Annotated in this window: 18 protein-coding genes and 3 tRNA genes; 5 read left to right on the top strand and 16 right to left on the bottom strand. The window is 72.4% G+C overall.

The genetic code is table 11. The annotated features are described in order from the left end of the window. Window positions 1–11: 11 nt before the first annotated feature. The 4 genes from purF to ACFZAM_RS04665 all read right to left on the bottom strand — a co-directional run bounded on the left by purF (window position 12) and on the right by ACFZAM_RS04665 (window position 5,650). Complete coding sequence (gene purF, locus ACFZAM_RS04680) at window positions 12–1,529, bottom strand: amidophosphoribosyltransferase (protein WP_355336160.1); 1,518 nt, start codon at window positions 1,527–1,529, stop codon at window positions 12–14. A 226-nt stretch (window positions 1,530–1,755) separates the two neighbouring features. Continuing rightward, the gene (locus ACFZAM_RS04675; protein WP_391042690.1) at window positions 1,756–2,562 is read right to left on the bottom strand and encodes a sterol carrier family protein; all 807 of its coding nucleotides are present in this window, start codon (window positions 2,560–2,562) and stop codon (window positions 1,756–1,758) included. 36 nt (window positions 2,563–2,598) lie between these two features. Further along, window positions 2,599–5,271, bottom strand: coding sequence for a caspase family protein (locus ACFZAM_RS04670; RefSeq protein WP_391042689.1), 2,673 nt, complete (start codon window positions 5,269–5,271; stop codon window positions 2,599–2,601). Between the two features lie 4 nt (window positions 5,272–5,275). Next, window positions 5,276–5,650 (bottom strand): hypothetical protein, encoded by a 375-nt coding sequence (locus ACFZAM_RS04665; RefSeq protein WP_391042686.1) that lies wholly within the window; start codon window positions 5,648–5,650, stop codon window positions 5,276–5,278. Window positions 5,651–5,903: 253 nt separating this feature from the next. Between ACFZAM_RS04665 and ACFZAM_RS04660 the strand changes: the two genes are divergently transcribed. Continuing rightward, a complete protein-coding gene (locus ACFZAM_RS04660) occupies window positions 5,904–6,860 on the top strand; it encodes a TIGR03564 family F420-dependent LLM class oxidoreductase (protein WP_391043550.1) in 957 nt (318 codons plus the stop codon). Between the two features lie 83 nt (window positions 6,861–6,943). On the opposite strand, the gene ACFZAM_RS04655 is transcribed toward ACFZAM_RS04660, so the two are convergent. From ACFZAM_RS04655 to purS, 10 genes are all read right to left on the bottom strand, one after another. After that, window positions 6,944–7,738, bottom strand: coding sequence for a hypothetical protein (locus tag ACFZAM_RS04655; protein ID WP_391042684.1), 795 nt, complete (start codon window positions 7,736–7,738; stop codon window positions 6,944–6,946). Window positions 7,739–7,774: 36 nt separating this feature from the next. Next, the gene (locus tag ACFZAM_RS04650; protein WP_391042681.1) at window positions 7,775–9,214 is read right to left on the bottom strand and encodes a phosphotransferase; all 1,440 of its coding nucleotides are present in this window, start codon (window positions 9,212–9,214) and stop codon (window positions 7,775–7,777) included. Then, window positions 9,201–11,630 carry a PQQ-binding-like beta-propeller repeat protein gene (locus ACFZAM_RS04645; protein WP_391042679.1) on the bottom strand — a complete coding sequence of 810 codons (2,430 nt, stop codon included), beginning with the start codon at window positions 11,628–11,630 and terminating at the stop codon, window positions 9,201–9,203. The genes ACFZAM_RS04650 and ACFZAM_RS04645 overlap by 14 nt, the downstream gene beginning before the upstream one ends. Before the next feature lie 131 nt (window positions 11,631–11,761). After that, complete coding sequence (locus ACFZAM_RS04640) at window positions 11,762–13,696, bottom strand: tetratricopeptide repeat protein (protein ID WP_391042678.1); 1,935 nt, start codon at window positions 13,694–13,696, stop codon at window positions 11,762–11,764. 245 nt (window positions 13,697–13,941) lie between these two features. Continuing rightward, a complete protein-coding gene (locus ACFZAM_RS04635; protein ID WP_391042675.1) occupies window positions 13,942–14,403 on the bottom strand; it encodes a hypothetical protein in 462 nt (153 codons plus the stop codon). 455 nt (window positions 14,404–14,858) lie between these two features. Next, window positions 14,859–15,386, bottom strand: coding sequence for a DinB family protein (locus tag ACFZAM_RS04630; RefSeq protein WP_355336143.1), 528 nt, complete (start codon window positions 15,384–15,386; stop codon window positions 14,859–14,861). A 94-nt stretch (window positions 15,387–15,480) separates the two neighbouring features. Then, entirely contained in the window at window positions 15,481–15,879 is a 399-nt protein-coding gene (locus ACFZAM_RS04625; protein WP_391042672.1) for a hypothetical protein, read from the bottom strand. A 276-nt stretch (window positions 15,880–16,155) separates the two neighbouring features. Further along, window positions 16,156–18,405 (bottom strand): phosphoribosylformylglycinamidine synthase subunit PurL, encoded by a 2,250-nt coding sequence (gene purL / locus ACFZAM_RS04620; protein WP_391042669.1) that lies wholly within the window; start codon window positions 18,403–18,405, stop codon window positions 16,156–16,158. Beyond that, on the bottom strand, window positions 18,402–19,082 hold the full coding sequence (gene purQ, locus ACFZAM_RS04615) for a phosphoribosylformylglycinamidine synthase subunit PurQ (RefSeq protein ID WP_355336137.1): 681 nt from the start codon (window positions 19,080–19,082) through the stop codon (window positions 18,402–18,404). The genes purL and purQ overlap by 4 nt, the downstream gene beginning before the upstream one ends. After that, complete coding sequence (gene purS, locus ACFZAM_RS04610; protein WP_093716007.1) at window positions 19,079–19,324, bottom strand: phosphoribosylformylglycinamidine synthase subunit PurS; 246 nt, start codon at window positions 19,322–19,324, stop codon at window positions 19,079–19,081. Before purS ends, purQ begins: the two co-directional genes overlap by 4 nt. A gap of 403 nt (window positions 19,325–19,727) precedes the next feature. Here purS and ACFZAM_RS04605 point away from each other — a divergent pair, with 403 nt between their 5' ends. From ACFZAM_RS04605 to ACFZAM_RS04590, 4 genes are all read left to right on the top strand, one after another. After that, a complete protein-coding gene (locus tag ACFZAM_RS04605) occupies window positions 19,728–20,045 on the top strand; it encodes an Lsr2 family protein (RefSeq protein ID WP_188284161.1) in 318 nt (105 codons plus the stop codon). A 141-nt stretch (window positions 20,046–20,186) separates the two neighbouring features. After that, window positions 20,187–20,258 (top strand) — tRNA-Gly (locus tag ACFZAM_RS04600). A 49-nt stretch (window positions 20,259–20,307) separates the two neighbouring features. Beyond that, window positions 20,308–20,383 (top strand) — tRNA-Gly (locus ACFZAM_RS04595). 156 nt (window positions 20,384–20,539) lie between these two features. Beyond that, window positions 20,540–20,615: transfer RNA gene (locus ACFZAM_RS04590), tRNA-Gly, on the top strand. Window positions 20,616–20,681: 66 nt separating this feature from the next. Here the strand turns inward: ACFZAM_RS04590 and ACFZAM_RS04585 are convergent. Together ACFZAM_RS04585 and ACFZAM_RS04580 are read right to left on the bottom strand one after the other, a co-directional pair. Then, a complete protein-coding gene (locus ACFZAM_RS04585) occupies window positions 20,682–21,584 on the bottom strand; it encodes a phosphoribosylaminoimidazolesuccinocarboxamide synthase (RefSeq protein WP_391042666.1) in 903 nt (300 codons plus the stop codon). A 155-nt stretch (window positions 21,585–21,739) separates the two neighbouring features. Continuing rightward, window positions 21,740–23,224, bottom strand: coding sequence for a N,N-dimethylformamidase beta subunit family domain-containing protein (locus tag ACFZAM_RS04580; RefSeq protein WP_391042664.1), 1,485 nt, complete (start codon window positions 23,222–23,224; stop codon window positions 21,740–21,742). Window positions 23,225–23,446 lie beyond the last annotated feature (222 nt).

Below are 23,446 nucleotides of genomic sequence, written 5' to 3'. Positions count from 1 at the left end.
TGCCGCGGAGCCTACGGGCGGCGGAGCGCGTCCGCGGCGTCCGCGCCACCGGCCAGTTCGGTCTCCAGCAACTGCTTGCCCAGCAGCTCCGGGTCGGGCAGGTCCATCGGGTACACGCCGTCGAAGCAGGCGCGGCAGAGGTTGTCCTTGGGGATGGTGGTCGCCTCGACCATGGCGTCGATGGAGATGTACGCGAGCGAGTCCGCGCCCAGCGAGGTGCCGATCTCGTCCACGGTCATGCCGTTGGCGATCAGTTCGGCGCGGGTGGCGAAGTCGATGCCGAAGAAGCAGGGCCACTTCACGGGCGGCGACGAGATCCGTACGTGCACCTCGGCGGCGCCCGCCTCGCGGAGCATCCGGACCAGGGCGCGCTGGGTGTTGCCGCGGACGATCGAGTCGTCCACGACCACCAGGCGCTTGCCGCGGATGACTTCCTTGAGCGGATTGAGCTTGAGCCGGATGCCGAGCTGCCTGATGGTCTGCGACGGCTGGATGAACGTACGGCCGACGTAGCTGTTCTTGACCAGCCCGGAGCCGTACGGGATACCGCTGGCCTCGGCGTACCCGACGGCGGCCGGGGTGCCGGACTCCGGAGTCGGTATCACCAGGTCGGCGTCGACCGGGGCCTCCTTGGCGAGACGGCGGCCCATCTCGACGCGGGAGAGGTAGACGTTGCGCCCGGCGATGTCGGTGTCGGGGCGGGCGAGGTAGACGTACTCGAAGACGCAGCCCTTGGGGGCGGCCTCGGCGAAGCGGGAGGTGCGCAGGCCGTTCTCGTCGATGGCGATCAGCTCGCCGGGCTCGATCTCCCGGACGAAGCTGGCGCCGCAGATGTCGAGGGCGGCGGTCTCGGAGGCGACGACCCAGCCGCGCTCCAGCCGGCCGAGGACCAGCGGGCGGATGCCCTGGAGGTCGCGGGCCGCGTACAGGGTGTGCTCGTCCATGAAGACGAGGCTGAAGGCGCCCTTGACCTGCGGCAGCACCTTCGTGGCGGCCTGCTCGACGGAGAGCGGGTTGCCCTCGTCGTCGACCTGGCCCGCGAGCAGCGCGGTGACCAGGTCGGTGTCGTTGGTGGCGGCGACCTTGGTGGCCCGCCCCGGGCCCTGCGGGAGGGAGGCGACCAGTTCGGCCAGCTCGGCCGTGTTGACCAGATTGCCGTTGTGCCCGAGGGCGATGGAGCCCTGGGCGGTGGCGCGGAAGGTGGGCTGCGCGTTCTCCCACACGGACGCGCCGGTGGTCGAGTAGCGGGCGTGGCCGACGGCGATGTGGCCGGTCAGCGAGCCGAGGGAGGTCTCGTCGAAGACCTGGGAGACCAGGCCCATGTCCTTGAAGACCAGAATCTGGGAGCCGTTGCTCACTGCGATGCCCGCGGACTCCTGTCCGCGGTGCTGCAGGGCATACAGCCCGAAATAGGTGAGTTTGGCGACCTCTTCACCGGGGGCCCAGACACCGAAAACGCCGCAGGCGTCCTGGGGGCCCTTCTCACCGGGGAGCAGGTCGTGGCTGAGTCGTCCATCACCACGAGGCACGTTCACGAGTCTAGGGCAGGATTGCCCATCGTCCGAACGGGCGACCCTTGCATCTCCAGGTTCTATGCGCGTAGTGCCTTGCGGGGCAAGGGCATGTGACGTGGGCCCCGCCGTTCGGGTGCCACCGGTCCGGGCGGGGCAGCTCCGGGTGCCGCCGGTCCCGGGGGGCCGGGTCGGCTCCGGGTGCCACCGGTCCCGGGGGCCGGGTCGTCGTCCGGTGGGGAGGTCAGCCCAGGAGGGGGAGGTACGCGTCCAGGTCGGCGCGCTCGCCGCTGGCGCTCACGGTCGCGGCGTCCACTTCCCGCGCCCAGGTCGTACGGCCGGTCGCCAGCCGGATCCAGGTCAGCGGATCGGTCTCCACGACGTTCGGCGGCGTGCCCCGGGTGTGCCGCGGGCCCTCGACGCACTGCACCGCCGCGTACGGCGGGACGCGGACCTCCACGGAATTGCCCGGCGCCTTGGCGGCGAGCGCGTCCGCGAGCAGCCGGACGACGGCCGCGACGGCGTGCCGGTCCAGCGGCACGTCCACGCCGGTCGCCCGCGCCAGGTCGTCGCTGTGCACCACCAGCTCCACGAGCCGCGTCACGGTGAAGTCCAGCGCCCGCATCCCGCCGAACACGTCCGGCACCACCAGATCCGTCCGCAGCGCCCGCTCCCTGCACCCGGCCAGTTCCTCGGCCGCCGCCGCCATCGCCTCGGCCGGGTCCCCCATGGCCGCGGCGGCCTCCTTGGTCGTGGCGTCCAGCCGGTCGGCGATCCCGGCCGTCGAGACGGCCCAGGTGTCCAGGTCGGTCAGCTGCCCTTTCCCGGCGGGCACGGCTTCGGCCACGTAACGCGGCAGCACCACGGTCTGCCGTACGACATGCGCGACGAGCGTCCGTACGTCCCAGCCGGGCAGCCCGCTCTCCCGCTGGAGCCGCTCCCCCGTCAGGGCGCTCACGGCCGACCGGAGATGCCCCGCCTGCGCGGTGAGCGCCCCCCATGTCCGGTCGGGCTCATACGTCCGCGCGCGTCGGCGCCGTTCAACGGGCATGCGCCCGAGGTTATACGGGCCCACTGACAGCGACGGTCATCGGCGGGACGGGGCCGGGAGGGCGGGCATGAGGGCGAGACGGCGGGCGAGGGCGCTGACCTGTTGGGGGCCGAGAGCGAAGGCGTACCGCTTGAGGGCGAAGGTGGCGGCGTCCTTCATGTCCGCCTCGGCGAGACCGGCGACCAGGTCGGCCAGGATGGGCGGGCTGCTCTCGGTGAGGGAGCGGCTGGCGATGACCGCGTTGACGCACTCCGGCAGGGAGTGGTCGTGCAGGGCGACGAGCCACCTCACCAGGTAGGTGCCTGTCGCCACGTAGTGCTGGCGGGACAGGGCGGTGCGGACCTGCTCGCCGTATCCGGCGGCCCACAGCGCGGCGGTGGCGTAGACGCGCGCTTCGAGGGCGGCGGTCGGACCGACCAGACGGCTCACCTCGGCGACCGACAGCTCGCTGTCGCCGTCCCGCTCCTTGGCGGCGAGCGCGGCCAGCACGGCCCTCTCGACGCCGAACGCCTCCGCGTTGTCGATGAGGAAGAGCAGCCGCCTCGCGGCTCCCATCGGGTCGGCGCGGATCTGGAAGCGGAACAGCGTGACCAGGGCGGTCGGGTCGTCGGCGGCGCGCAGCGCCTCCAGGACCTCCAGGAAGTCCTCGTCCGGCAGGAGCGCGACCGAGGCGAGGAAGTCCTCGTAGTCGCCCGGCGCTGCCAGCAGACCGCTGAGGAGCCGGAGCCGGTCGGCGACCGGGCGGCTGTTGACGGCCGTGACCAGTTGGGCGCGGTCCCGCTCCCGGCCCGGCCCGAACGACGCGAGCAGCGCCGCGATCTCCGCGGGCGAGCGGGTCAGGGCGGTGGCGAGCAGCCGGTTGGCGTCCACCGGCCAGCCCATGTCGCGCAGCGCCTCCACGAAGTAGGGGGTCGTCTCGACGGGATGCGTGAAAGCGGCGGCGCGCATCAGGTGGCGTACGCCGTCCGCGTGGCCGCTCTCACGGAGGGCGTCGGCCAGCTCCACGACGGCGGGGGCGTCGTACGACTCGGCGGCTGCCGCGAGCGCGATCAGCGCGCGGCCCTCCATGCCCGCGCTCCACAGCGCCTCGCACAACTCGGCCAGCCCGGCGGGTGTTTCGGCCTCCGCGACGGCGGTGTCGAGCAGGGTGGTCGCGAATCCCTGGAGCAGGACGATCCGCGCGTCCGCCGTCTCGGGCGGCCGGCCCCCGGTCCGCTCCTCGTCCCGCTCCTCCTCCCGCTCCTCGTCCAAGGCCTTGAGGACACGGATGAGGTCGCCCGGCGACCTTCGGACGACGACCGCCGCGGCCCGCACGTACAGCTCGAACGCCTTCTGCCGACGGCCCATCGTCAGCAGCGCGTCCGCGAACCGTACGGCCTCCTCGTCCGACTCGGTGGTGGCCTCGGCCAGGACGCGGTCGGCGTCGGCGTCCAACTCCGCGGACCACAGGGCGCCGAGCAGGCCGAGGACGTACTCGGTGTACGCGTTCTCCGCGACCGTCCTGGACAGCAGCCGGTCCGCCTCGGCCGGGTATCCGGCGGCGCGCAGCGCCCGCACCGTGCCCACGACGATCTCGGGGATCTGGGTGGTCACCACCTCGATCAGCCCGTGCGGGGCCTCTTCCGCGCCGTCCACGGCGTACAGCGCCTCCAGGCACTCCACGACCGCCTGCGGGCCGCGCGCGGCGACTTCCTGGAAGGGGATGCCCCAACTGTCCCCGTTCAGAAGGGCGACGAGCGCCGCGACCTCCTGCGGGGGCCGCAACGCGCCCGCGAGGCGCAGCAGTTCCCGGGCGTGCGCGCGTCCGCCTTCGGTCTGCCCCAACCGCACGTACTCCCTCGCGAGGGCACGGGGCTTTCCTCGCAGCGCCTCCTTCAGGTCGTCCGGGATCGTGAGGGCGGGCGGGGCGGGCTTCGGGCCCGGCAGCGTCTCGGACGGCGGCGGCGCCGCGTGCGCCGCCCCGTACCGGTTGCGGGCGATGGCCAGCGTGCGGCCGGTGTTGCTCAGCCGCTGCTGCGGCAACGGCCGTCCCTTGGCGAGGAGTTCGCCGCGCAGCCGCTCGTAGACGCTGGTGACCTCGATCAGGGAGTCGCCGCCGGGCAGGCCCTGGTCGAGGAGGCGGATCAGCTCGCCGGTGAAAGCGGTGTAGGTCTCGCCGGGCGGGGCGAGCGCCTTGCGGGTGGCGGCGCTCGCGGTGAGGAGGTACGACCCGGCGATACGGGTCTGCTCGGCCATCTCGACCGGCGCGTTCGCCGCGCCGCCGCCGCTCATGCCGCCGACGAGCGCGCCGCCGCTGTAGCAGCAGTCGAGGATCACGATGCGGTTCGCGTCCCGTCGGGCGGTGAGGACTTCGCGGCGCACGGAGTCGAAACCGACCGAGGTGTAAGGGCGTTGGGGGTCGGTGGACGGCAGCGTCAGCAGCAGGCCGTCGGCGTCGCTGAGGCCGTGGCCCGCGTAGTACACGAGCAGCGTGTCCTCGGTCCTGCGGGCCGCGTCGTGGACCGCGTCCAGCACCTCGCCCGGCGACGCGGGTTCCGGGACCCGTACGCAGCGGTCGGGCGGCAGGCCCCAGACGGTGGGGTCTTCGAGCAACTCCCCTAAGCGGGCGAGGTTGTTCGCGACGGCCGGCAGGTCGTCGAGGCCCGGGTCGGCGAAGGTCGAGGAGCCGATGAGGACGGCGTACGAGCGGAGCGGGTCGGCGAGTTCCACGGCCCTACTCCACCTCGGGCGGCCCCGCGGGCGGCTGCTGCGGCTCCGCGAGGACGGCCAGCAGGCGGCGTACGGCCTCTTCGGAACCGTCCTGCCCCGACACGGTCACGGTCAGCCCGTCGGATTCACGGGTGAAGGTGAAGCCCGATCCCGGCGGGCGCGGGGCCCGCGACTTCCACCAACCGGCGTACACCACGGCGAGGTTGGCGAGGGCCACGGCGTGCGTGAGCACGAGGTCGATGACCTCGACGGGGCCCATCTCCCCGGCCTTACCGCCGGTCCGCGTCGCCAGCCGGACCTCGTCGGGACCGTCCTCGTCGGTGCGCAGCCACTCGGACAGCTCCCGCAGCTCAGCGGCCCCGTCCTCGTCCTCGTCCACCGCCGCAATACTCAACCGCACTACCGCCACCCCCCGGCGTCCGTTCCCGCGCCCACCAGAACACGGTCTCACCGGATCGTGTCACAGCCGGGCGCGCGCCCGGCACCGGTTCGCCACAAGTGAGCCGGTCGGCCGGTGCGGACGCGCGCCGCGGGCGGGCGGGCGGGGCCGGACGCCGGCCGACCGCGACCCGGCCCGGTGTCCTTCCGCCCCCGGTTCACACACCTGACACGACGCCGTCACACTCGGCGGAATACCTGGTCAGGAGCGCGGGGTTCTCACCACCATGACTGTAGGAGTGACACTCCACGCGTCCGAGGCGGCGAACCAGGTCGACGCCACCGTAGAACTCGCCCGTGAGGCCGCGGCTCACGGCCTGCGCTCGGCCTGGTTCGGGCAGACCTTCGGCGCCGACTCGCCGCAGCTCGCCGCGATCGTCGGACGTGAGGTGCCCGGCCTCCACGTCGGCACCTCCGCGATCCCGGTCTTCGGGCGGCACCCGCTGCTGGTCTCCAGCCAGGCCCAGACCGCCCAGGCGGCCACGCACGGCCGCTACCACCTCGGGCTCGCGCTCGGCACCAAGCTGCTGACCGAGGCCGGATTCGGCATCCCCTTCGAGCGGCCCGTGGCCCGCCTGCGCGAATTCCTCACCGCCCTGCGGCAGTTGACGCAGACCGGCGCCGCCGACTTCCACGGCGAACTGCTCACCGCCGCCACCCCGGTCCCCGCGCGCGTGCCGGGCGCCGAGGGCGGTGTTCCGCTCCTGGTCGCCGCGATGGGGCCGCAGGCCCTGCGCGTCAGCGGGGAACTCGCCGACGGCATCCTGCCCTACCTGGCCGGGCCGCGCGCCCTGAGCGAGCACATCGTCCCGGCCGTCACCGCGGCGGCGCGGGCGGCGGGCCGCCCCGCGCCCCGGATCGTGGCCCTGGTGTCCGGCGTGGTGACGGACGACGTCGACACGGTCCGGGCGAAGGCCACCGAGCAACTGGCCTTCTACGAGCAGATCCCCTCCTACGCGCGCGCCATCGAACTCTCCGGCGGCCGGCGCGCCTCCGACGTCGCGGTCATCGGCGACGAGGAGACGGTCGCGGCCGAGGTACGGCGCTACCGGGACGCCGGCGCGACCGAGGTGGTGTTCTCGGGCACCGACATCGCGGGCGAGGCGGACCGCCTGCGCACCTGGACGCTCCTCGGCGAACTGGCGGGCTGACCAAGCCGCTTCACCGGGCGGGCGTCGTTATTCGCCGTCGTCTGTCGCCCGTCCTCAATCGCCGTCATTCTCAATCGCCGTCGTCAGTCGCCCAGGAGGTCCAGGTCGGCCTTGGTGATCGTGGTGGTGAGCAGAAGGTCGGTGATGAGGTTGTGGTTGAGCGCGTTGCCGACCGGCGGGGGCACCTCGTGTTCGAGGAGGCCGCGGATGTCGGTCTCGCGGTGGAGACGGCGGCGGAGCTTGGCGACGACGTGGGCCGCGCGTTTGGCGCTCCAGGGGTCGGCGGGGTGGAGGTCGGTGAGTTCGTAGGCGACCTGGGACCAGGTGAGGGGCTGGGGCTGGGGGTCGTTGCGGAGGTAGCGCTGGGCGAGGCAGGTGAGGACCAGCTTCTCCTCCTCGGTGAGGTCGCGGGTCTCGCGGTCGCTGGTCTCGCGCTCGTGGGCGACGGAGGCCGAGCCCCGGACGGCGGCGCCGGGCTGCGGGCCGGCGGAGGCGATCCGGACCTCCAGCAGGTGCTCCTGGCGCGGGGCGACGATGAAGAGCGGGGTGTAGCCGGTGCTCAACTCGGCCTGGTCACCGCCGAGTACGAGACGTGAACCGGGAAAGCGGATCGGCAGCTTGCCCGTGTTGCCGAGGGTCCAGCGGGAGTGCGCGTAGGTGATGATCCCCTGGCGGCGGCTGACGCACGCGTCGCCCGTGCCGACGCAGACGTGGACGTCCAGCTCGTTGCGGCCGAACATCACGGCGAAGTCCGCGTCCGGGGCGACACTCATGCCGCCGCTCGGGCCGAGCACGAAGAGCGTGCCGGGCGCGGCGGCGGGAATTCCCCGGCTGAGGCTGCCGATGTCCTTGGGCAGGAAGCTGACTTTGCTCACCATGGTGAATGCCTTTCTCCTGGGCCGGGGGCGCACACGCTAACCGTCGAGCCCCGGGAGGGGTCCCGGCAGGGAACTGGACCCGCCCCCCGCGATGTCGGTGGGATACGTCGGACCGAACGGCGTTGTGGTGGGAGCGCGTTGGTCGAACACCGCGCTGCCGTCCAGCAGGATGCGGCAGTGCGCCGTGCCCGAGCCGAGGGTGAGCCTGATCTCCCAGCCGACGGAGCCCGCGACCCCCGGCACCTCGACCGTCCTGCGCCAGGGCAGCTTCTGCGGCTTCCTGCTCCTGGTCACCTTGCCGTTGACGGCGTACGAGACCGTCGTCAGGGTGCCGGTCCCCGTGACCTCGAAGACCAGGGAGACCGGCTTCGCCGAGGGCGTGGGGGTCGTGGGGGCCGCCGTGGCCGTGGGAGTGGCGCCCGCGCGCGAACGCGTGGGCGTCGTACGCGACTTCCCGTCACCGCCCGGTCCCTCACCGGACGACAAGCCGTCCGAGCGCGTGGCCAGCACCGCCGCCGTGCCCCCGGCCACGGCCACGACGGCCGCCGCCACGCCGCCCAGCAGGACGCGGCGCCGACCCGGCCCGGTCGACGGGGGCGAGAGGCCGGGCGGGTTGTCGGCGGCGCTCGCGTTCGCGTCGATGGCCGTGACGACCTGCGGCGGGAGCCAGTGGACGGCGGGGACCGCGCTCTCGTCCGGCGCCGGGGCGAGCCGTTGGACCAGCGCGGCGGCGGTCGGGCGCGCGGCGGCGTCGGGCCGTCGGCAGTCGGCGACGAGGGCACGCAGCGCGTCCGTACCGCCGCCGTCCTCGACCCCGCCGTCGGCGCTCCCGTACGCGTACGCCAGCGTCGCGCCCAACGAGTAGACGTCGCTCGGCGGACCGGCCGCGCCCGCGACCTGCTCCGGGGACATGAAGCCCCAAGAGCCCGCGTGGCCGGACGCGTTGACGGATACGTGGCCGGGTCCGGGCGGCATCCCGGGCGGCGCGGGCGGGGCCGTCGTCGCGATGCCGAAGTCGATCAGCCGGGGGCCGTCGGCCGTCAGCAGGACGTTCGCCGGCTTGACGTCGAGGTGGGCGACCCCGTTGCGGTGGAGGTCGGCGAGGGCTTCGGCGAGACCGGCGGCGAGGCGGCGGACGGAGGCGGCCGGGAGCGGCCCGAAGCGCTCGACGGTGTCGCGCAGGGAGAGCGACGGCAGGAATTCGGTGGCCATCCAGGGCGTGGCGGCGTCGGGGTCCGCGCCGAGGACGGAGGGGCTGTGGACGCCGCCCACGGCGGAGTTGGCGGCGATCTCACGTCGGAACCGTTCGCGGTACGGGAGTTCGCGGGCGAGGTCGGCGTGCATGACCTTGACGGCGACGGACCGGCCGCCCCGGGAACGGGCCAGGTAGACGGTGGCCATGCCGCCCGTGCCGATGCGCGCCAGGGTCCGGTACGGGCCGACCGTACCGGGGTCGCCGGGTTCAAGCCGCAGCATTCGGGGCTCCGTTCGGTGATCCACTCGGTGTGACGCTCGGCGCTCCACTCGGCGTGACGGTCGGTGCTCCACCCGGCGCGACGGTCGGTGCCACGCCGCCTGACGTCGCGCCCGGCGTTCCGTTCCGGCTTCCGTCCTGCGTTCCGCTCCGGATTCCGTCCGGCGGGCTGACCGCGTCGAGGTAGCCGTCCCGTGTGCCCAGGACGACGAGCTCGCCGACTGCCAGCGCGCCCCACGCCGGATCGGCGGAGGCGCCGGGTTCGTTCATCGCGTCGGCGCCGTAGGTCCACAGGACGCTGCCGTCTGCGGCGTCGAGGGCGTAGACGACGGAGTCGGTCGTGCCGACCCAGAGCGTGCCGCCCGACAGGCCGATCGCCGTCGACTGGCCGTACGGACTCGCCGTGTCCTGGCCCATGCGGCGCGACCAGACCTCCGCGCCCGTACTGGCCCGCAGCGCGCGAATGTGGCCGTCGACGTCGTCGGCGAAGAGCAGGCCGCCGCCGGTGCGGCGGTACGAACTCCGCGTGTCCACCGTCTTGTTCCACGCGGCCTTGCCGGTGGCGGAGTGGAGAGCGAACAGATTGCCGTACGCGTCGTGGGTGAACACGAAGCCGTCGCCGCCGATGACGGTGTCCATCGGCTGGTCCGCCAGCTTGTGCGTCCAGCGGACGCGGCCGGTGGTCGCGGACAGGGCGGTGATCGCGTTGGTGCCCCGCGCGGTGCTCTCGACCAGGACGAGCCCGGCGCCCGCCGTGGCGTACTGCCCTTCCACGGTCGTCCGCCAGATGACCTTGCCGCTCTTGGCGTCGAACGCCGTCACCGCGTCGCCGCCCGTGACGCAGACCATCGAGCCGGTGGCCGCCGCGCCCCATACGAAGTTCATGAGCGGCACCCGGTAGGTCCACAGGGTGGCTCCCGAGGCCGGGTCGAGGGCGCGCAGCGTGGAGGTGTCGTTCTTGCGCTCGTCGATCACGAACACGGCGCCGTCGCCGACGGTGATCTTGGATGCCTGGGTGGCGAAGTCGATGGGTCGCGACCAGAGTTGCCTTCCGGTGCGCGCGTCGAGGGCGCGGGCCACGGCGGTGCCCGTGTCGTTCGCCGTGAGGAGGACGTCGCCGGTGGCGTAGATGTCGGGGTAGCCCTGCCCGTTGGCGGGCACCTTGGTCTTCCACCGCGAGGTGGCTTCCGGGGGGTCGGCGGGGGACGGCGGCGAGGCCGGGCCGCTCGACGGCTTCGGCCCGCCGGACGCCCGGCCCTTGCCGGACGGCCCGGGGCCCGGGGCCGAGCTGGTGCCCCGTATGGCCAGTACGACCCCTGCCGTGACGGGTACGGCGGCGGCGGCCACCGTCAGCAGCAGTGTGCGGCGGCTCGGGTCGCGGAGGGTGCCGGGTGGCTTCGGGGGCCCGGGCGGCAGCGGCGGCGGACCGGCGGGCGGGTCGGCCGTCGGGTCGGCCGTCGTCTGGCCCGGCGCCACGGCCTGCGGTCCCGGCGCTCCTTCGGGCCGCACCTGCCCCGGCGTCGGGGCGTACGGCGGCGGCTCCGCTCCCGTCATCCGCCGGTCCACCGCCTCGGCCATCGGCGGCGGCAGCCACCGCGTGCCCTGCACGGACGCCTCCGGCTCGCCGAGCCGTTCCAACAGGGCGGCGGCGCTGGGGCGTTCGCCGGGCTCGCGGTGCAGGCAGGACGCGACGAGGGCCCGCAGCCCCCGATCCGTCACCCCGGTGAGATCCGTCCGCGCGCGCCGTACCCGTTCCAGCGTGGCCGCCCGGTCGCCGTCGCCGAAGGGCTCCCGCCCGGTCGCCGCGAACACCAGCACCGCGCCGAGCGCGAAGATGTCGCTGTCGGAGCCCGCGAGCCCGCCGGACGCCTGTTCGGGCGACATGAAGCCCGGCGTGCCGAGCAGCGCGCCGGGGGCGGTGATCGACGTGGCGCCGTCGGGGCGGGCGATCCCGAAGTCGATCACGCGGGGGCCGCCCGCCGTGAGCATGATGTTCTCCGGCTTGAGGTCCCGGTGCGCGAGGCCCGCGCGGTGGATGTCCACCAGCGCCTCGGCCAAGGCCGCCGCCAACAGGCGTACGGCGGCGGGCGGCAGACCGCCGTACGCGCCGACCGCCTCCCGCAGCGACAGGCCCGGCAGGTACTCGGTCACCAGCCACGGCACGGCGGCGTCCGCGTCGGCGTCCAGCAGCGGCGCGGTGAACGCCCCCGTCACCGTACGGGCCGCCGCCACCTCCCTGCGAAAGCGCGCCCGATAGCGCGCGTCCCGCGCGAACCCGGCCTTGACGACCTTGACCGCCACCGCGCGTCCGCCCGGCGAACGCCCCAGGTACACCACGCCCATTCCGCCCGCGCCCAGTCGCGCCAGCAGCCGATGGCCCCCGATCTGCTCGGGGTCCTCCGGTTGTAGCGGCTCCACGGCGCTCATTCCTTCTCGGCCGCCGGGGCGGGAGTCACAGGAGCACCAATTGTCGCCTTGTGCGGGGCGGGGATCGCGGGGTCCTCACAAGGACTTCACAGCACGTTCTAGAGGGGGCGGGAGCTGGTGCTTCAACGCGTCCGGTCAGTGGCGGACTTCGCTTGCCAGTGCGCCAGCCGCTCGCGTACGAGAAGGAGGTCGCGGTGCTCGGGGTCGAGCACCTTGACCATGTCGTCCAGCACCGACGTGAGAGCGGTGACAGCGGCGGCGGCGCTGCTGTCCACGCCGAGCCAGTTGGCAAGCCTGGCACGGAGGAGGAAGGTGTGCGGATGCTCGGGGCCGAGCACCCGCGCGTAGTCCTCGTACAGCGCCTCGTACGCGGCCACGGCACCGGACGGAGCACCCGCTCTGCCCTGCCATTCGGCGAGGTGCCCACGGATGGCAAGCGTCTGATCGTGATCGGGGCCGAGCACCCGCGTGGCGTCCGCCAGGAGTTCGACGTACGTCGCGACGGCTGAGGACGGATCGCCTGTGCCGCCTTCCTGGTGAGCGAGGTCGCTGCGGATGGCGAACGTGAGCGGATCGTCGGGGCTCACCTTCAGATGCGGGCTCTCCAGCCACTCCCCGAGCGCGGCGGCGGCCGTACCGTCTCCTGCCGCGCGTTGCCACAGCGCGAGAAGGGGACGGACAAGGTGCGTGTACGGATGGCCGGGTCCCAGCAGGTGCTCCATGTCGTTGAGGACGTCCGTCAACGCGGCGGCGGTGCCCGCAGCGTCCCCCGCCCGCCCGTACCAGTTGGCGAGGACGGCACGGTTGAACAAGGTGTGCCGGTGGGCGGGGCCCAAAAGCGTGTGCGACACGCGTACGACGTTCGCGTAGTAGGCGATGGCATCGGAGACTTGGCCCGCCATTCCCAGCGACCTGCCGTAGCGGTGCAGCACGACGTGCGACGCGGGCTCGTACAGCGCCTTCTCCGCGACCCCGATCACGGCGGCCGTGTTCGCCCGCAGCGACTGCGCCAGTTCGGTGTCCCGCTCGACCTCGGGCCAGGCTTCCACCAACCCGTCGGCGGCCACCCGCGCCAGCGCGTCCTGTTCCGCCTCGGTCAAGGTGTCGCGCACCGCGCGCTGGACGAGGCGGTGGACGCGGACGGCGCGGCGCGGGGTACGGGGGCTGTGGTCGAGGAGGCTGAGGCGGTGGAGGACGCGGAGGGTGCGGACGGCGTCGTCGGAGGAGACCGTGTCCTGGGAAGGGGCTTCTTGGGCGAGCCAGTTGAGCGCCGGGGCGCCGGTGAGGACGGCCTCGGGGATGCCGTTGGGGTCGAGCATCGAGGCGAGTTGGAGCATGGGGCGGGCGAGGCCGACCGGGGCGTGGTGGTCGGCGCGGTCGAGCGACAGGGTCCAGGCTGCGGCGACGCCGGTGGTCTGGTCGTCGGGCAGGGCGGTGGGGTGCAGGTCGGCGAGGCGCTGGGCGCGGTCGGCGAGGCGGGCGCGGTAGGTCGCGCAGGTGATTCCGGCGTCCACGACGTACGCCGTGGCCTGGGACATGGCGAGCGGCAGCCAGCCCAATGCGCTGCCCAGCGCCATGAGTTCGCGCAGCGGCTCGCGGTCGTGGGCGGCGAGGGCGGTGGTCAGATAGCCCTCGCTCTCCTCTTCGGTGAAGACGCCGACGGTGACCTGTCGGCGGCCCCGGCCGGTGAGGGCGGCGTCGCGGCTGCGGGTGGTGACGACCGTACGGCCGGTGGGGCTGTCGGGCGGCCACAGGCCGGTGAGGTCGGCGGGGTCGGTGACGTCGTCCAGGACGACGAGCCAACGCGGCGCTTCCGGGGCGGGTTTGGGCTCAAGCCACGCCAGGAAGGCGCGGGCGGCGCGCTCGGGGTCCTCGCGGTCCGCCCCGAGCAGCGTCTGCGCGGCCTCCGCGAGGCCGTCCACCACCGCCTGGCGGCTGGTCGCCGTGACCCACACCAGCAGGTCGAGGCGGCCGGACCGCCACGCGTCCCGGGCGTGCCGCGCGGCGAGTTGGGTCTTGCCCACGCCGCCCATGCCGGTGAGGACCTGGCCGACCACGGCCGTACCGGCGTCGGTGAGCGCCGCGTCCAGGGCGCCGACGGCCGCGCGGTCCTGGAAGCAGTCCGCCTCGCGCGGGACGACGCCGATCTGTACGGGCCAGGCGGCGGGCGGGCGCGGGGGCGGGTGGTGGTGCTGGTGGAGTCCGCCGTGGACGGTGTGGGCCGCGACGGAACCGTCAACGGCCTTTATCGTGACGGCCGTTGGCGTCCTCGTGGGCTCGTCGGGTGGAGCGCCGGGTGCGCTCAGGCCTGTGGCGGACCCGGCACCTGAGGGTCCGGCGCCAGCGGGTTTCCGATCGTCACGTCACCCATCCGTACGGCGGCGGCCGAGCCGCCGTCCGCGCGGATCTCGACGTTTCCCCCGATGGCGACGCCGTCGCCTTCCGCCGAGGCCGTCGCGGGCGTCAACGCCCGTACCTCGTCAACGACGCGGCGCAGCGCCTCCGCCAACTCCCCGTCCTGCTCGACCGCTTCGTCCAGCGCGTCGGTCAGACGACGGCGCGTCCTGGCGGACACCTCCCCGGCGTCCGCCTCCCGTGCCGCCCGTTCCAGCGCCGGGTCCTCCCCCAGCGCACCGGAGACCAGCGTGTGCAGCCGGTCCATTCCGGCGTCCAGACCCCGGTCCACCTCCGCGTCCGCCCGCCCCGCCACCCGCCGCGCCTTGGCCACCAGCCACGCGCACACGTACCCGATCGCAATCTCCACACCGGTCACTCTTCGACGGTAGCCCCAACTCCCGTGCCGCCGCACCGAAAGCGGCGGCACCACCGGGGCGCGGCGGGCGGCCCCGTGAACTCCGCCCCCTCCGCCGCCCTCACCCACGACGTGCCCCGCCATGGGCCGCGACCCACCCCCGCCGGGCTGCCAGCCCGAAAACAACCGCATCTGCCCCACTGGGGCCGGTTCTCAAAGGCGCACCAACCCCGTGGCCGGTCGCGCAGTTCCCCGCGCCCCTAAAAAGACCGACTCACCGCCCGGACAAAAGACAGTCCGCCCCGTCAGGGGCGCTGGGGGCACCTCCCGGCCGAAGGCTGGGGGAGGAACTGCGCGAGCAACCCACCACCGGTCGGTGGTCCGGGAACAACCGAACTGCCCCGCCCGGGGCGGGTGGTGACCTACGGGAGCGCGGTGGGTGAGCGCGCCCACGCGGAACGGCGCCGTCAGGCGCCGACGGCGCCGTCGATGGCCTCGCGGAGCAGATCGGCGTGGCCGTTGTGACGGGCGTATTCGAGGATGACGTGCTGCATGACCAGGCGGAGCGAAACGTCCTCGTCGTGGCGGGAGTTGTGGACGACGAGGTCGAGCGTGGGGGCGGCGCCCTCGATGCGGCGGGAGTGGGCGACCTCGGCATGCCAGGCGGAGAAGGCTTCGTCGCGGGTGGAGCCGGAGGCGTCGTACGCCTCCTGGAAGTCGCCGGTGGCGGACCAGACGAGAGGGATGTCCTCGCCGTCGATGATCCGGCGGAACCAGGCGCGTTCGACCTCGGCCATGTGCCGGACGAGCCCGAGCAGGCTGAGGGTGGACGGCGGCATGGAACAGCGGCGCAGTTCGTCGTCGGTGAGGCCGTCGCACTTCATGGCGAGGGTCTCGCGGTGGTAGTCGAGGAAGCCGCGCAGCGTCTCGCGCTCACCGCCCGTGGTCGGCGGGCCGGTGCGCGGGTCGGGGGTCTCGGTCTGCTCTGAGGTCACGGTCCATTCTGCCCGGCCCCCCCGGCACCCCGGCCCCCCGGCCCCCCGGCGCCCGCGGCACCGGGAGGCGGTCATCCCCGAGTGGCGAACGCTCTCAGCACTCCCGCAGGCCGGGCGCCAGGTCCTGGCCGGTGTAGAGGTCGACGGCCGGGACGTTGCCCCAGGCGCCGTTGTCGAGCTGCGTCCAGTACCAGATGTCGTTCTGGCCCGCGTGCGGGTCGCCGTGGCCCCAGCAGACGAACCAGTTGAAGCCGGTGGTCAGGGTGCCGCGGGTCGCCGAGCGGTAGGAGCGGTCCGCGAAGCCCCTGGCCCCGACCTTGTTGCCGCAGTACAGACGGCCGTCGGACCGGACACCGCACTCGGCGGCCGGCCTGACCTTCTCCTTCGCCGGAGCTGCGGCGGCGGCCGTGGCCGAGGCCCCGCCGGTCATGGCGAGACCCGCCGTCATCACGGCGGCGGACAGCAGCACGGCGATGTTCTTACGTGTGATCACTGCACATTCCCCTCGTTTCGTGCGCCAACGTGCGAGCGCGCGAAACGATCATGGGTGACGGCGCACAGCCCCGAGCACCGCCATACGGGTGGATCCGGCACATGCCGTCTTATGACGCCTCCGGCAATTGCCACGACGCCCGATTCCCGTAAAACGTCAAGCCGTTCGTCAGACCGTTAAGACCATCGCCGGTCCACGCCACACCGCACAGATGCCCCGGCCGCGTCATCGCGGCCGGGGCACCCGGTGGACTTTTCCGTCACATCAGCGGAACGCTCAGGCGAGCAGCGCCGGAATCGTCCCCTCGTGCGCGGCGCGCAGTTCGCCCAGCGGAATGCTGAACTCCCCCTGCACGTCGATCTCGTCGCCGTCGATGACGCCGATCCGCGCCGCCGGAAGCCCCCGCGCCCCGCACATGTCGGTGAAGCGCAGTTCCTCGGAGCGCGGCACCGCGACGACGGCGCGGCCCGCGGACTCCGAGAACAGGAACGTGAAGGCGTCCAGACCGTCCGGGACGACCAGCCGCGCGCCGTGCCCGCCGCGCAGGCAGGACTCGGTGACCGCCTGGACGAGACCGCCGTCGCTGAGGTCGTGGGCGGCGTCGATCATGCCGTCGCGCGACGCGGAGATCAGGATCTCGCCGAGCAGCCGCTCGCGGTCGAGGTCGACGGCGGGCGGCAGACCGCCGAGGTGGTCGTGGACGACCTGCGACCAGGCCGAGCCGCCGAACTCCTCGCGGGTGTCACCGAGCAGGTAGATCAGGTGGCCCTCGTCCTTGAAGGCCATCGGCGTACGCCGGTTGACGTCGTCGATCACGCCGAGCACCGCGACCACCGGGGTCGGGTGGATCGCCACGTCGCCGGTCTGGTTGTACAGCGACACATTGCCGCCGGTCACCGGGGTGCCGAGCTGGAGGCAGCCGTCGGCGAGACCGCGGGTGGCCTCGGCGAACTGCCACATCACGGCCGGGTCCTCGGGCGAGCCGAAGTTCAGGCAGTCCGAGATGGCCAGCGGCTTGGCCCCGGAGGCGGCGACATTGCGGTACGCCTCCGCGAGCGCCAACTGCGCGCCCGTGTACGGGTCGAGCTTCGCGAAGCGGCCGTTGCCGTCGGTGGCGATGGCCACGCCGAGGTCGGTCTCCTCGTCGATCCGGATCATGCCGGAGTCCTCGGGCTGCGCCAGCACCGTGTTGCCCTGCACGAAGCGGTCGTACTGGTCGGTGACCCACGCCTTGGACGCCTGGTTCGGCGAGCCGACCAGCTTGAGCACCTGCTCGCGCAGTTCGGCGGAGGTGCCGGGCCGCGGCAGCTTCCCCGCGTCGTCGGCCTGGAGCGCGTCCTGCCAGTCCGGCCGGGCGTACGGGCGGTGGTACGTCGGCCCGTCGTGCGCGACCGAGCGCGGCGGCACGTCCACGATCTGCTCGCCGTGCCAGAAGATCTCCAGTTGCGAGCCCTCGGTCACCTCACCGATGACGGTGGCGATGACGTCCCACTTCTCGCAGATCGCCAGGAAGCGCTCGACCTTGTCGGGCTCGACGATCGCGCACATGCGCTCCTGCGACTCGCTCATGAGGATTTCCTCGGGCGAGAGCGTCGCGTCGCGCAGCGGCACGGTGTCCAGTTCGACGCGCATGCCGCCGGAGCCGGCCGAGGCCAGCTCGCTGGTGGCGCAGGACAGGCCCGCGCCGCCGAGGTCCTGGATGCCCGCGACCAGTTGCTCGCGGAAGATCTCCAGGGTGCACTCGATGAGCAGCTTCTCCTGGAAGGGGTCGCCGACCTGGACGGCGGGGCGGCGGGACGGGCCGGTCGAGTCGAAGGTCTCGCTGGCCAGCACCGAGACGCCGCCGATGCCGTCGCCGCCGGTCCTGGCGCCGTACAGGATCACCTTGTTGCCCTGGCCCGACGCCTGCGCGAGGTGGATGTCCTCGTGCTTCATGACGCCCACGCACAGCGCGTTGACCAGCGGATTGCCCTGGTAGCAGGGGTCGAAGACGACCTCGCCGCCGATGTTGGGCAGGCCGAGGCAGTTTCCGTAGCCGCCGACGCCCGAGACGATGCCGGGCAGGACGCGCCGGGTGTCGGGGTGGTCGGCCGCGCCGAACCGCAGCGGGTCCATCACGGCGACCGGCCGCGCGCCCATCGCGAGGATGTCGCGGACGATGCCGCCGACGCCGGTGGCCGCGCCCTGGTAGGGCTCGATGTACGACGGGTGGTTGTGCGACTCGATCTTGAAGGTGACGGCGTAGCCCTGGCCGACGTCCACGACGCCCGCGTTCTCACCGATGCCGACGAGCAGCGCGTCGGTCTGCGGGGCCTTCTCGCCGAACTGCTTCAGGTGCACCTTGCTCGACTTGTACGAGCAGTGCTCCGACCACATGACCGAGTACATCGCCAGTTCCGCGCCGGTCGGGCGGCGGCCCAGGATCTCGCGGATCCGGGCGTACTCGTCCTCCTTGAGGCCGAGTTCCTTCCACGGCTGCCCGGCCTCGGGCGTCTCGGCGGCGTGCTTGACGGTATCGAGGGTCATGCGGAGACCAACTTCTTCAGGACCGAGGTGAAGAATCCGAGGCCGTCGGTGCGGCCGGTGCCGATCAGCGGCTCGACGGCGTGCTCGGGGTGCGGCATGAGGCCGACGACATTGCCCGCGGCATTGCTGATGCCCGCGATGTCACGGAGCGACCCGTTCGGATTGCCGTCCAGATAGCGGAAGACCACCCTGCCCTCGGCTTCCAGTTCGTCCAGCACCCGCTCGGCGGCGGTGTAGCGGCCGTCGATGTTCTTCAGCGGGATGGAGATCTCCTGGCCGTCCGCGTACTGCGACGTCCAGGCGGTGGCGCTGGTCTCGACCCGCAGCTTCTGGTCGCGGCAGACGAAGTGGAGGTGGTTGTTGCGCAGCATCGCGCCTGGCAGCAGATGCGACTCGGTGAGCACCTGGAACCCATTGCAGATGCCGAGAACCGGCATTCCGGCCTTCGCCTGTTCGATGATCGTTTCCATCACCGGCGAGAAACGCGAGATCGCGCCGGCCCGCAGATAGTCGCCGTACGAGAAGCCGCCCGGCAGAACCACCGCGTCGACCTGCTGGAGATCCTTGTCACGGTGCCACAGCGGTACGGCTTCGGCGCCCGCGACCCGGACGGCGCGCTGTGTGTCACGGTCGTCGAGCGTGCCGGGGAATGTGACGACGCCAACGCGCGCAGTCACGACTCCACCTTTACGGCGAAGTCCTCGATCACGGTGTTCGCGAGAAAGGTTTCCGCCATCTCGCGAATGCGGGCGAGGGCGGCGTCGTCGACCGGCCCCTCGACCTCTAGTTCAAAGCGCTTTCCCTGGCGGACGTCGGAGATCCCGTCGAAGCCCAGGCGCGGCAGTGCTCGCTGCACCGCCTGGCCCTGGGGGTCGAGGATCTCCGGCTTGAGCATGACGTCGACTACGACGCGTGCCACTTGCACTCCCGGTGGTGTGGTGCGTGAGGTTCTCTCAGCGTACCCGGTGCGAAAATCTACGCGAGTAGATATGAACGCGACCCCTAGCGCACCCCTAGATCACTGATCACGTTTATGTATCGGCCGCCGAAATGCTTGGGGAAACCCGTAGGTGAAACATAGGGTCCCGATTACGAAGCGGCACCCGGGGGAATTAACAGGTGTCACGATGTATCACGCGGTGCCCATTTCGTGGCATCGTACAAATGAAAACTTGTCGACACTCGACTTGTCGGCCCACCCGTGACACCGGGGCCCGGCGTCCGGTCGCGACCGTTCCCGCTCGCGACCGCCACGACACACGGGCCGCGTGCGATCGCCGGGCCCCGGCAAGGCCGATGGCGTACGAAAGGACCACATCCCTATGGCGCAACGCGTACTGGTCACCCTCGCCGACGACCTGGACGGCGGAGAAGCGGCGGAAACCATCGCATTCGGCGTCGACGGTCAGTGGTACGAGATCGACCTCTCGTCCCAGAACGCGGACAAGCTGCGCAATGACCTGGCTCCTTACGTGGAGGCCGGCCGCCGCCGCACCCTTTCGGGCCGCGCCTACAAGCGCACGCCGATCGCCCCGACCCCGGCCACCGTCCGCGCCTGGGCGCAGTCGAACGGCTTCGAGGTCCCGGCCCGCGGGCGCATCCCCAAGAAGGTCTACGAAGCGTTCAACAAGGCCAGTTGACGGTTCCGCGACAACTCACTGACAACCGCCGGGCGAACGGGCGGGGGCGGTGGTGCCGACTGGACAGCCACCCCCACCCTTCCGCTAGTGTGTGGAGCACGCCGAGGGCAGGGCCGAAAAGGCCAGGTCAGCGGAGGTCACGCGGGTGTAGCTCAGTAGCAGAGCGCCCCCCTTCCAGGGGGGAGGGGCAGTGTGCAATTCCTGTCGCCCGCTCTGGTCGCTCCGGCCGGTCCTATGGATCGGGTAGAGTGGCCGCAGCAATGCGGACGTGGCTCAGTTGGTAGAGCATCACCTTGCCAAGGTGAGGGTCGCGAGTTCGAATCTCGTCGTCCGCTCCAGCGTCACGAAGGCCCCGGTCACCACGACCGGGGCCTTCGTCGTATCCGGGCGTCCGCTCGGCGCGTCGCCGGGCGTCCGCTCGGCGCGTCACGGGGCGACGGGATATATCGGTTTCTAATGGCCGCGTCCGATCGGGTACAGTGTCTGCACGGCCTGCGGACGTGGCTCAGTTGGTAGAGCATCACCTTGCCAAGGTGAGGGTCGCGAGTTCGAATCTCGTCGTCCGCTCCAGCATCGCGAAGGCCCCGGTCACCACGACCGGGGCCTTCGTCGTCTCTCCGCTTCCGCGCCGGGGTGCTACGACCAGGCGGTGCCGGTGAGGCGCTCGTACGCCTCCACGTAGCGGGCGCGGGACTGCTCGACGACCTCGGCGGGCAGGCCGGGCGGCGGCTCCTCGCCGTTGCGGTCCCAGCCCAGCGCCGGGTCGGTGAGGTGGTCGCGGACGAACTGCTTGTCGAAGGACGGCTGCGCGCGGCCCGGCTCCCACAGGTCGGCCGGCCAGAAGCGGGACGAGTCGGGGGTCAGCACCTCGTCGGCGATGACCAGCGTGCCCTGTTCGTCGTAACCGAACTCGAACTTCGTGTCGGCCAGGATGATGCCCCGCTCGCGCGCGATGTCGCGGGCCCTGCCGTAGACGGCCAGCGTGGTCTGCCGGAGCAGCGCCGCGGTCTCGGCGCCGACCTCGCGGGCGACCTCCTCGTACGACACGTTCTCGTCGTGCTCACCGACCTCGGCCTTGGTGGCGGGGGTGAAGATCGGCGCGGGCAGCTCGGAGCCGTCCACCAGGCCCTCGGGGAGCGCGAGGCCGCACACCGTACGGTCCCGGTTGTACTCGACCAGGCCGGAGCCGGTCAGATAGCCGCGTGCGACGCACTCGACCGGCACCATGCGCAGCGAACGGCACACCATGGTGCGGCCCGCCCACTGCGCGGGGGCGCCCTCGGGCAGCTCGGTGGAGATCACGTGGTTGGGCACGATGTCGGCGAGCAGGTCGAACCACCACAGCGAGAGCTGCGTGAGAATCCGGCCCTTGTCGGGGATCTCGGTGGGCAGCACCCAGTCGTAGACGGAGGTGCGGTCGCTGGCGACCATCACCAGGTCGCCCTCCGCGTTCTGGTACAGATCGCGCACCTTGCCGGTGTGCAGATGTACCAGTCCCGGCACCTGGACAGGCTCGGGTTTCTCGACGAATCCGGACACGGGTCGTCCTCCCCACTCGGCGGTTCAGCTCCCGATTCTCGCTTATCGGGACAGCTGGAGCGCGCGGGGGCTCCTCTTTTCGCCGCCCGCTCGCCTCCGGCGGCTTGGACCCGGTGCGCCGCCTCCGGCGCGCCGGCCACCGGCGGACCCACCCCTCAGTCGTGCTTGCAGATGCGGTCGAGGAGGTTGGCGGTGGCGCGCTGGACGCGCGGGTCGACGTGGTTGGGGCGGTCGAGCGCCGGGGACCAGGCGAAGGTGCCGGAGGCGAAGACGTACGCGCCGCTGGGGGCCTGGTAGAGCGAGGTTTCCTGGTGGCAGCGGCGGCCGTCGGTGGACTCGTACGGCGAGTGGGCCAGCAGGATGCGTTCGATGCTCTCGGGCAGCGGGGCGCGCGGGTAGTAGCGGTCGGCCTCGCCCGCGACCAGGCCGTCGATCTCGTCGCCCTCGGTGGCGCCGGTGGCCTCCCACAGCCAGTGCTCGGCGTTGCGGACGACGAGCGGCGACGGCTGGGGGACGCGGCCCGCGTACTGCACGCCGAGCACGAGCTGTTCCGGCTCGCCGAGGTCGCGCCAGAGCGCGGTGCGGCCCTTGTTGTCGCCGCGGCGCTTGCGGCAGCTCAGCAGCCGGTCCGCGTCCCCGGCCGGGGACGCGGCCAGCTCGACCTGCCAGTACATGGTGTTGGCCGACAGGAAGACCAGCGAGGTGCCCGCGTCGCGCGCGGTCTCGGCGGCCCGGCGCATCGGCTTGGACCAGTACTCGTCGTGGCCGGGGAAGACCAGGCCGCGGTAGCGCGTGGGGTCGATACGGCCCGCGTGCAGGTCGCGGGCGTCGGCGTACGCGAGGTCGTAGCCGTAGCGCTCGGCGAAGCGTACGAAGTCGTAGGCGTGGCCGATGTGCAGCGGGAGCCCGGCGCCCGCGTAGGGGCGGTCGAAGGAGACGGTGGTGGCGGCCTGTTCCTCGCCGAGGAGCTGCCCCTTCTCGTCCCACGCGTGGTACAGGCTGGCGCCGGTCCTGCCGTCCTCGGGGTAGAGGTTGTACGCCTGCCACGTCACGTCGGGCATCAGCAGGAGCAGGTCCGCCTCGTGGGTGGCGCGGACGGTGAAGGGGACGTGGCTGCGGTAGCCGTCGGCGGTGGTGAGGACGGCCACGTACGCGCCGGTGTTCCAGTACGTGGGGATCTGCAACCGCCAGGACTGCCACCAGTGGTGGCAGGAAACCGTCCTTCCGGCGGCCAGCGGCGCGGGCTGGACGATGCCGGACAGCCGGGGGCTCGCGGACATCTTCGCGGCGCCGTCGCCGCCGTAGTGGCCGATCCGGTAGACGTCGACCGTGAACTCCTGCGGCGGGTCCACGGTGATCCGGAAGTCGATGGCCTCGCCGGGCACGACGGATCCCGCGGAGGCGAAGCCCTTGATCTGACGGCGTACGTCGTCGGCGGTACGCGGTCCGGGGAAGCGCGGGCGGTGCGCGGCGTCGCCGCTGCTCACGGCCAGGTCGACGTACCAGGGGACGACCTGGCCGTCGTCGTCCAGGTACTGGGAGGCGCCGCGCAGCCAGGGCAGCGGGCCCTGGCCGAAGGGGTCGGAGACCCCGTGGGCATGCGCTCCGGACTCCCACCGTCGGATCTGGTCCGTACTCATCGAAGCCCCTCCCTCACCCGATCCCCGGCCGCGCCGGCTCCCGCGGTTCCCCGCTCCACCCGTGGTTCACCCATGCGGTGCAATAGTGCGGCGCACATACCCAGCACATCACAGAAAGCACCGCACCGGTTACCGTTCGTGGTGAATTATCGGAACGGATCGGGCGACGAGTGAAGCAGATTCGGTCAACCGGTGTGTGGTGAACGTCACATGACCCAGGTC

It is taken from the genome of Streptomyces sp. NPDC008079, assembly GCF_042957385.1.
In the GTDB taxonomy this organism is placed as follows: Bacteria; Actinomycetota; Actinomycetes; order Streptomycetales; family Streptomycetaceae; genus Actinacidiphila.
The sequence above is the reverse complement of the archived record's forward strand: the minus strand, read 5'-3'. Positions and strand labels throughout refer to the sequence as shown.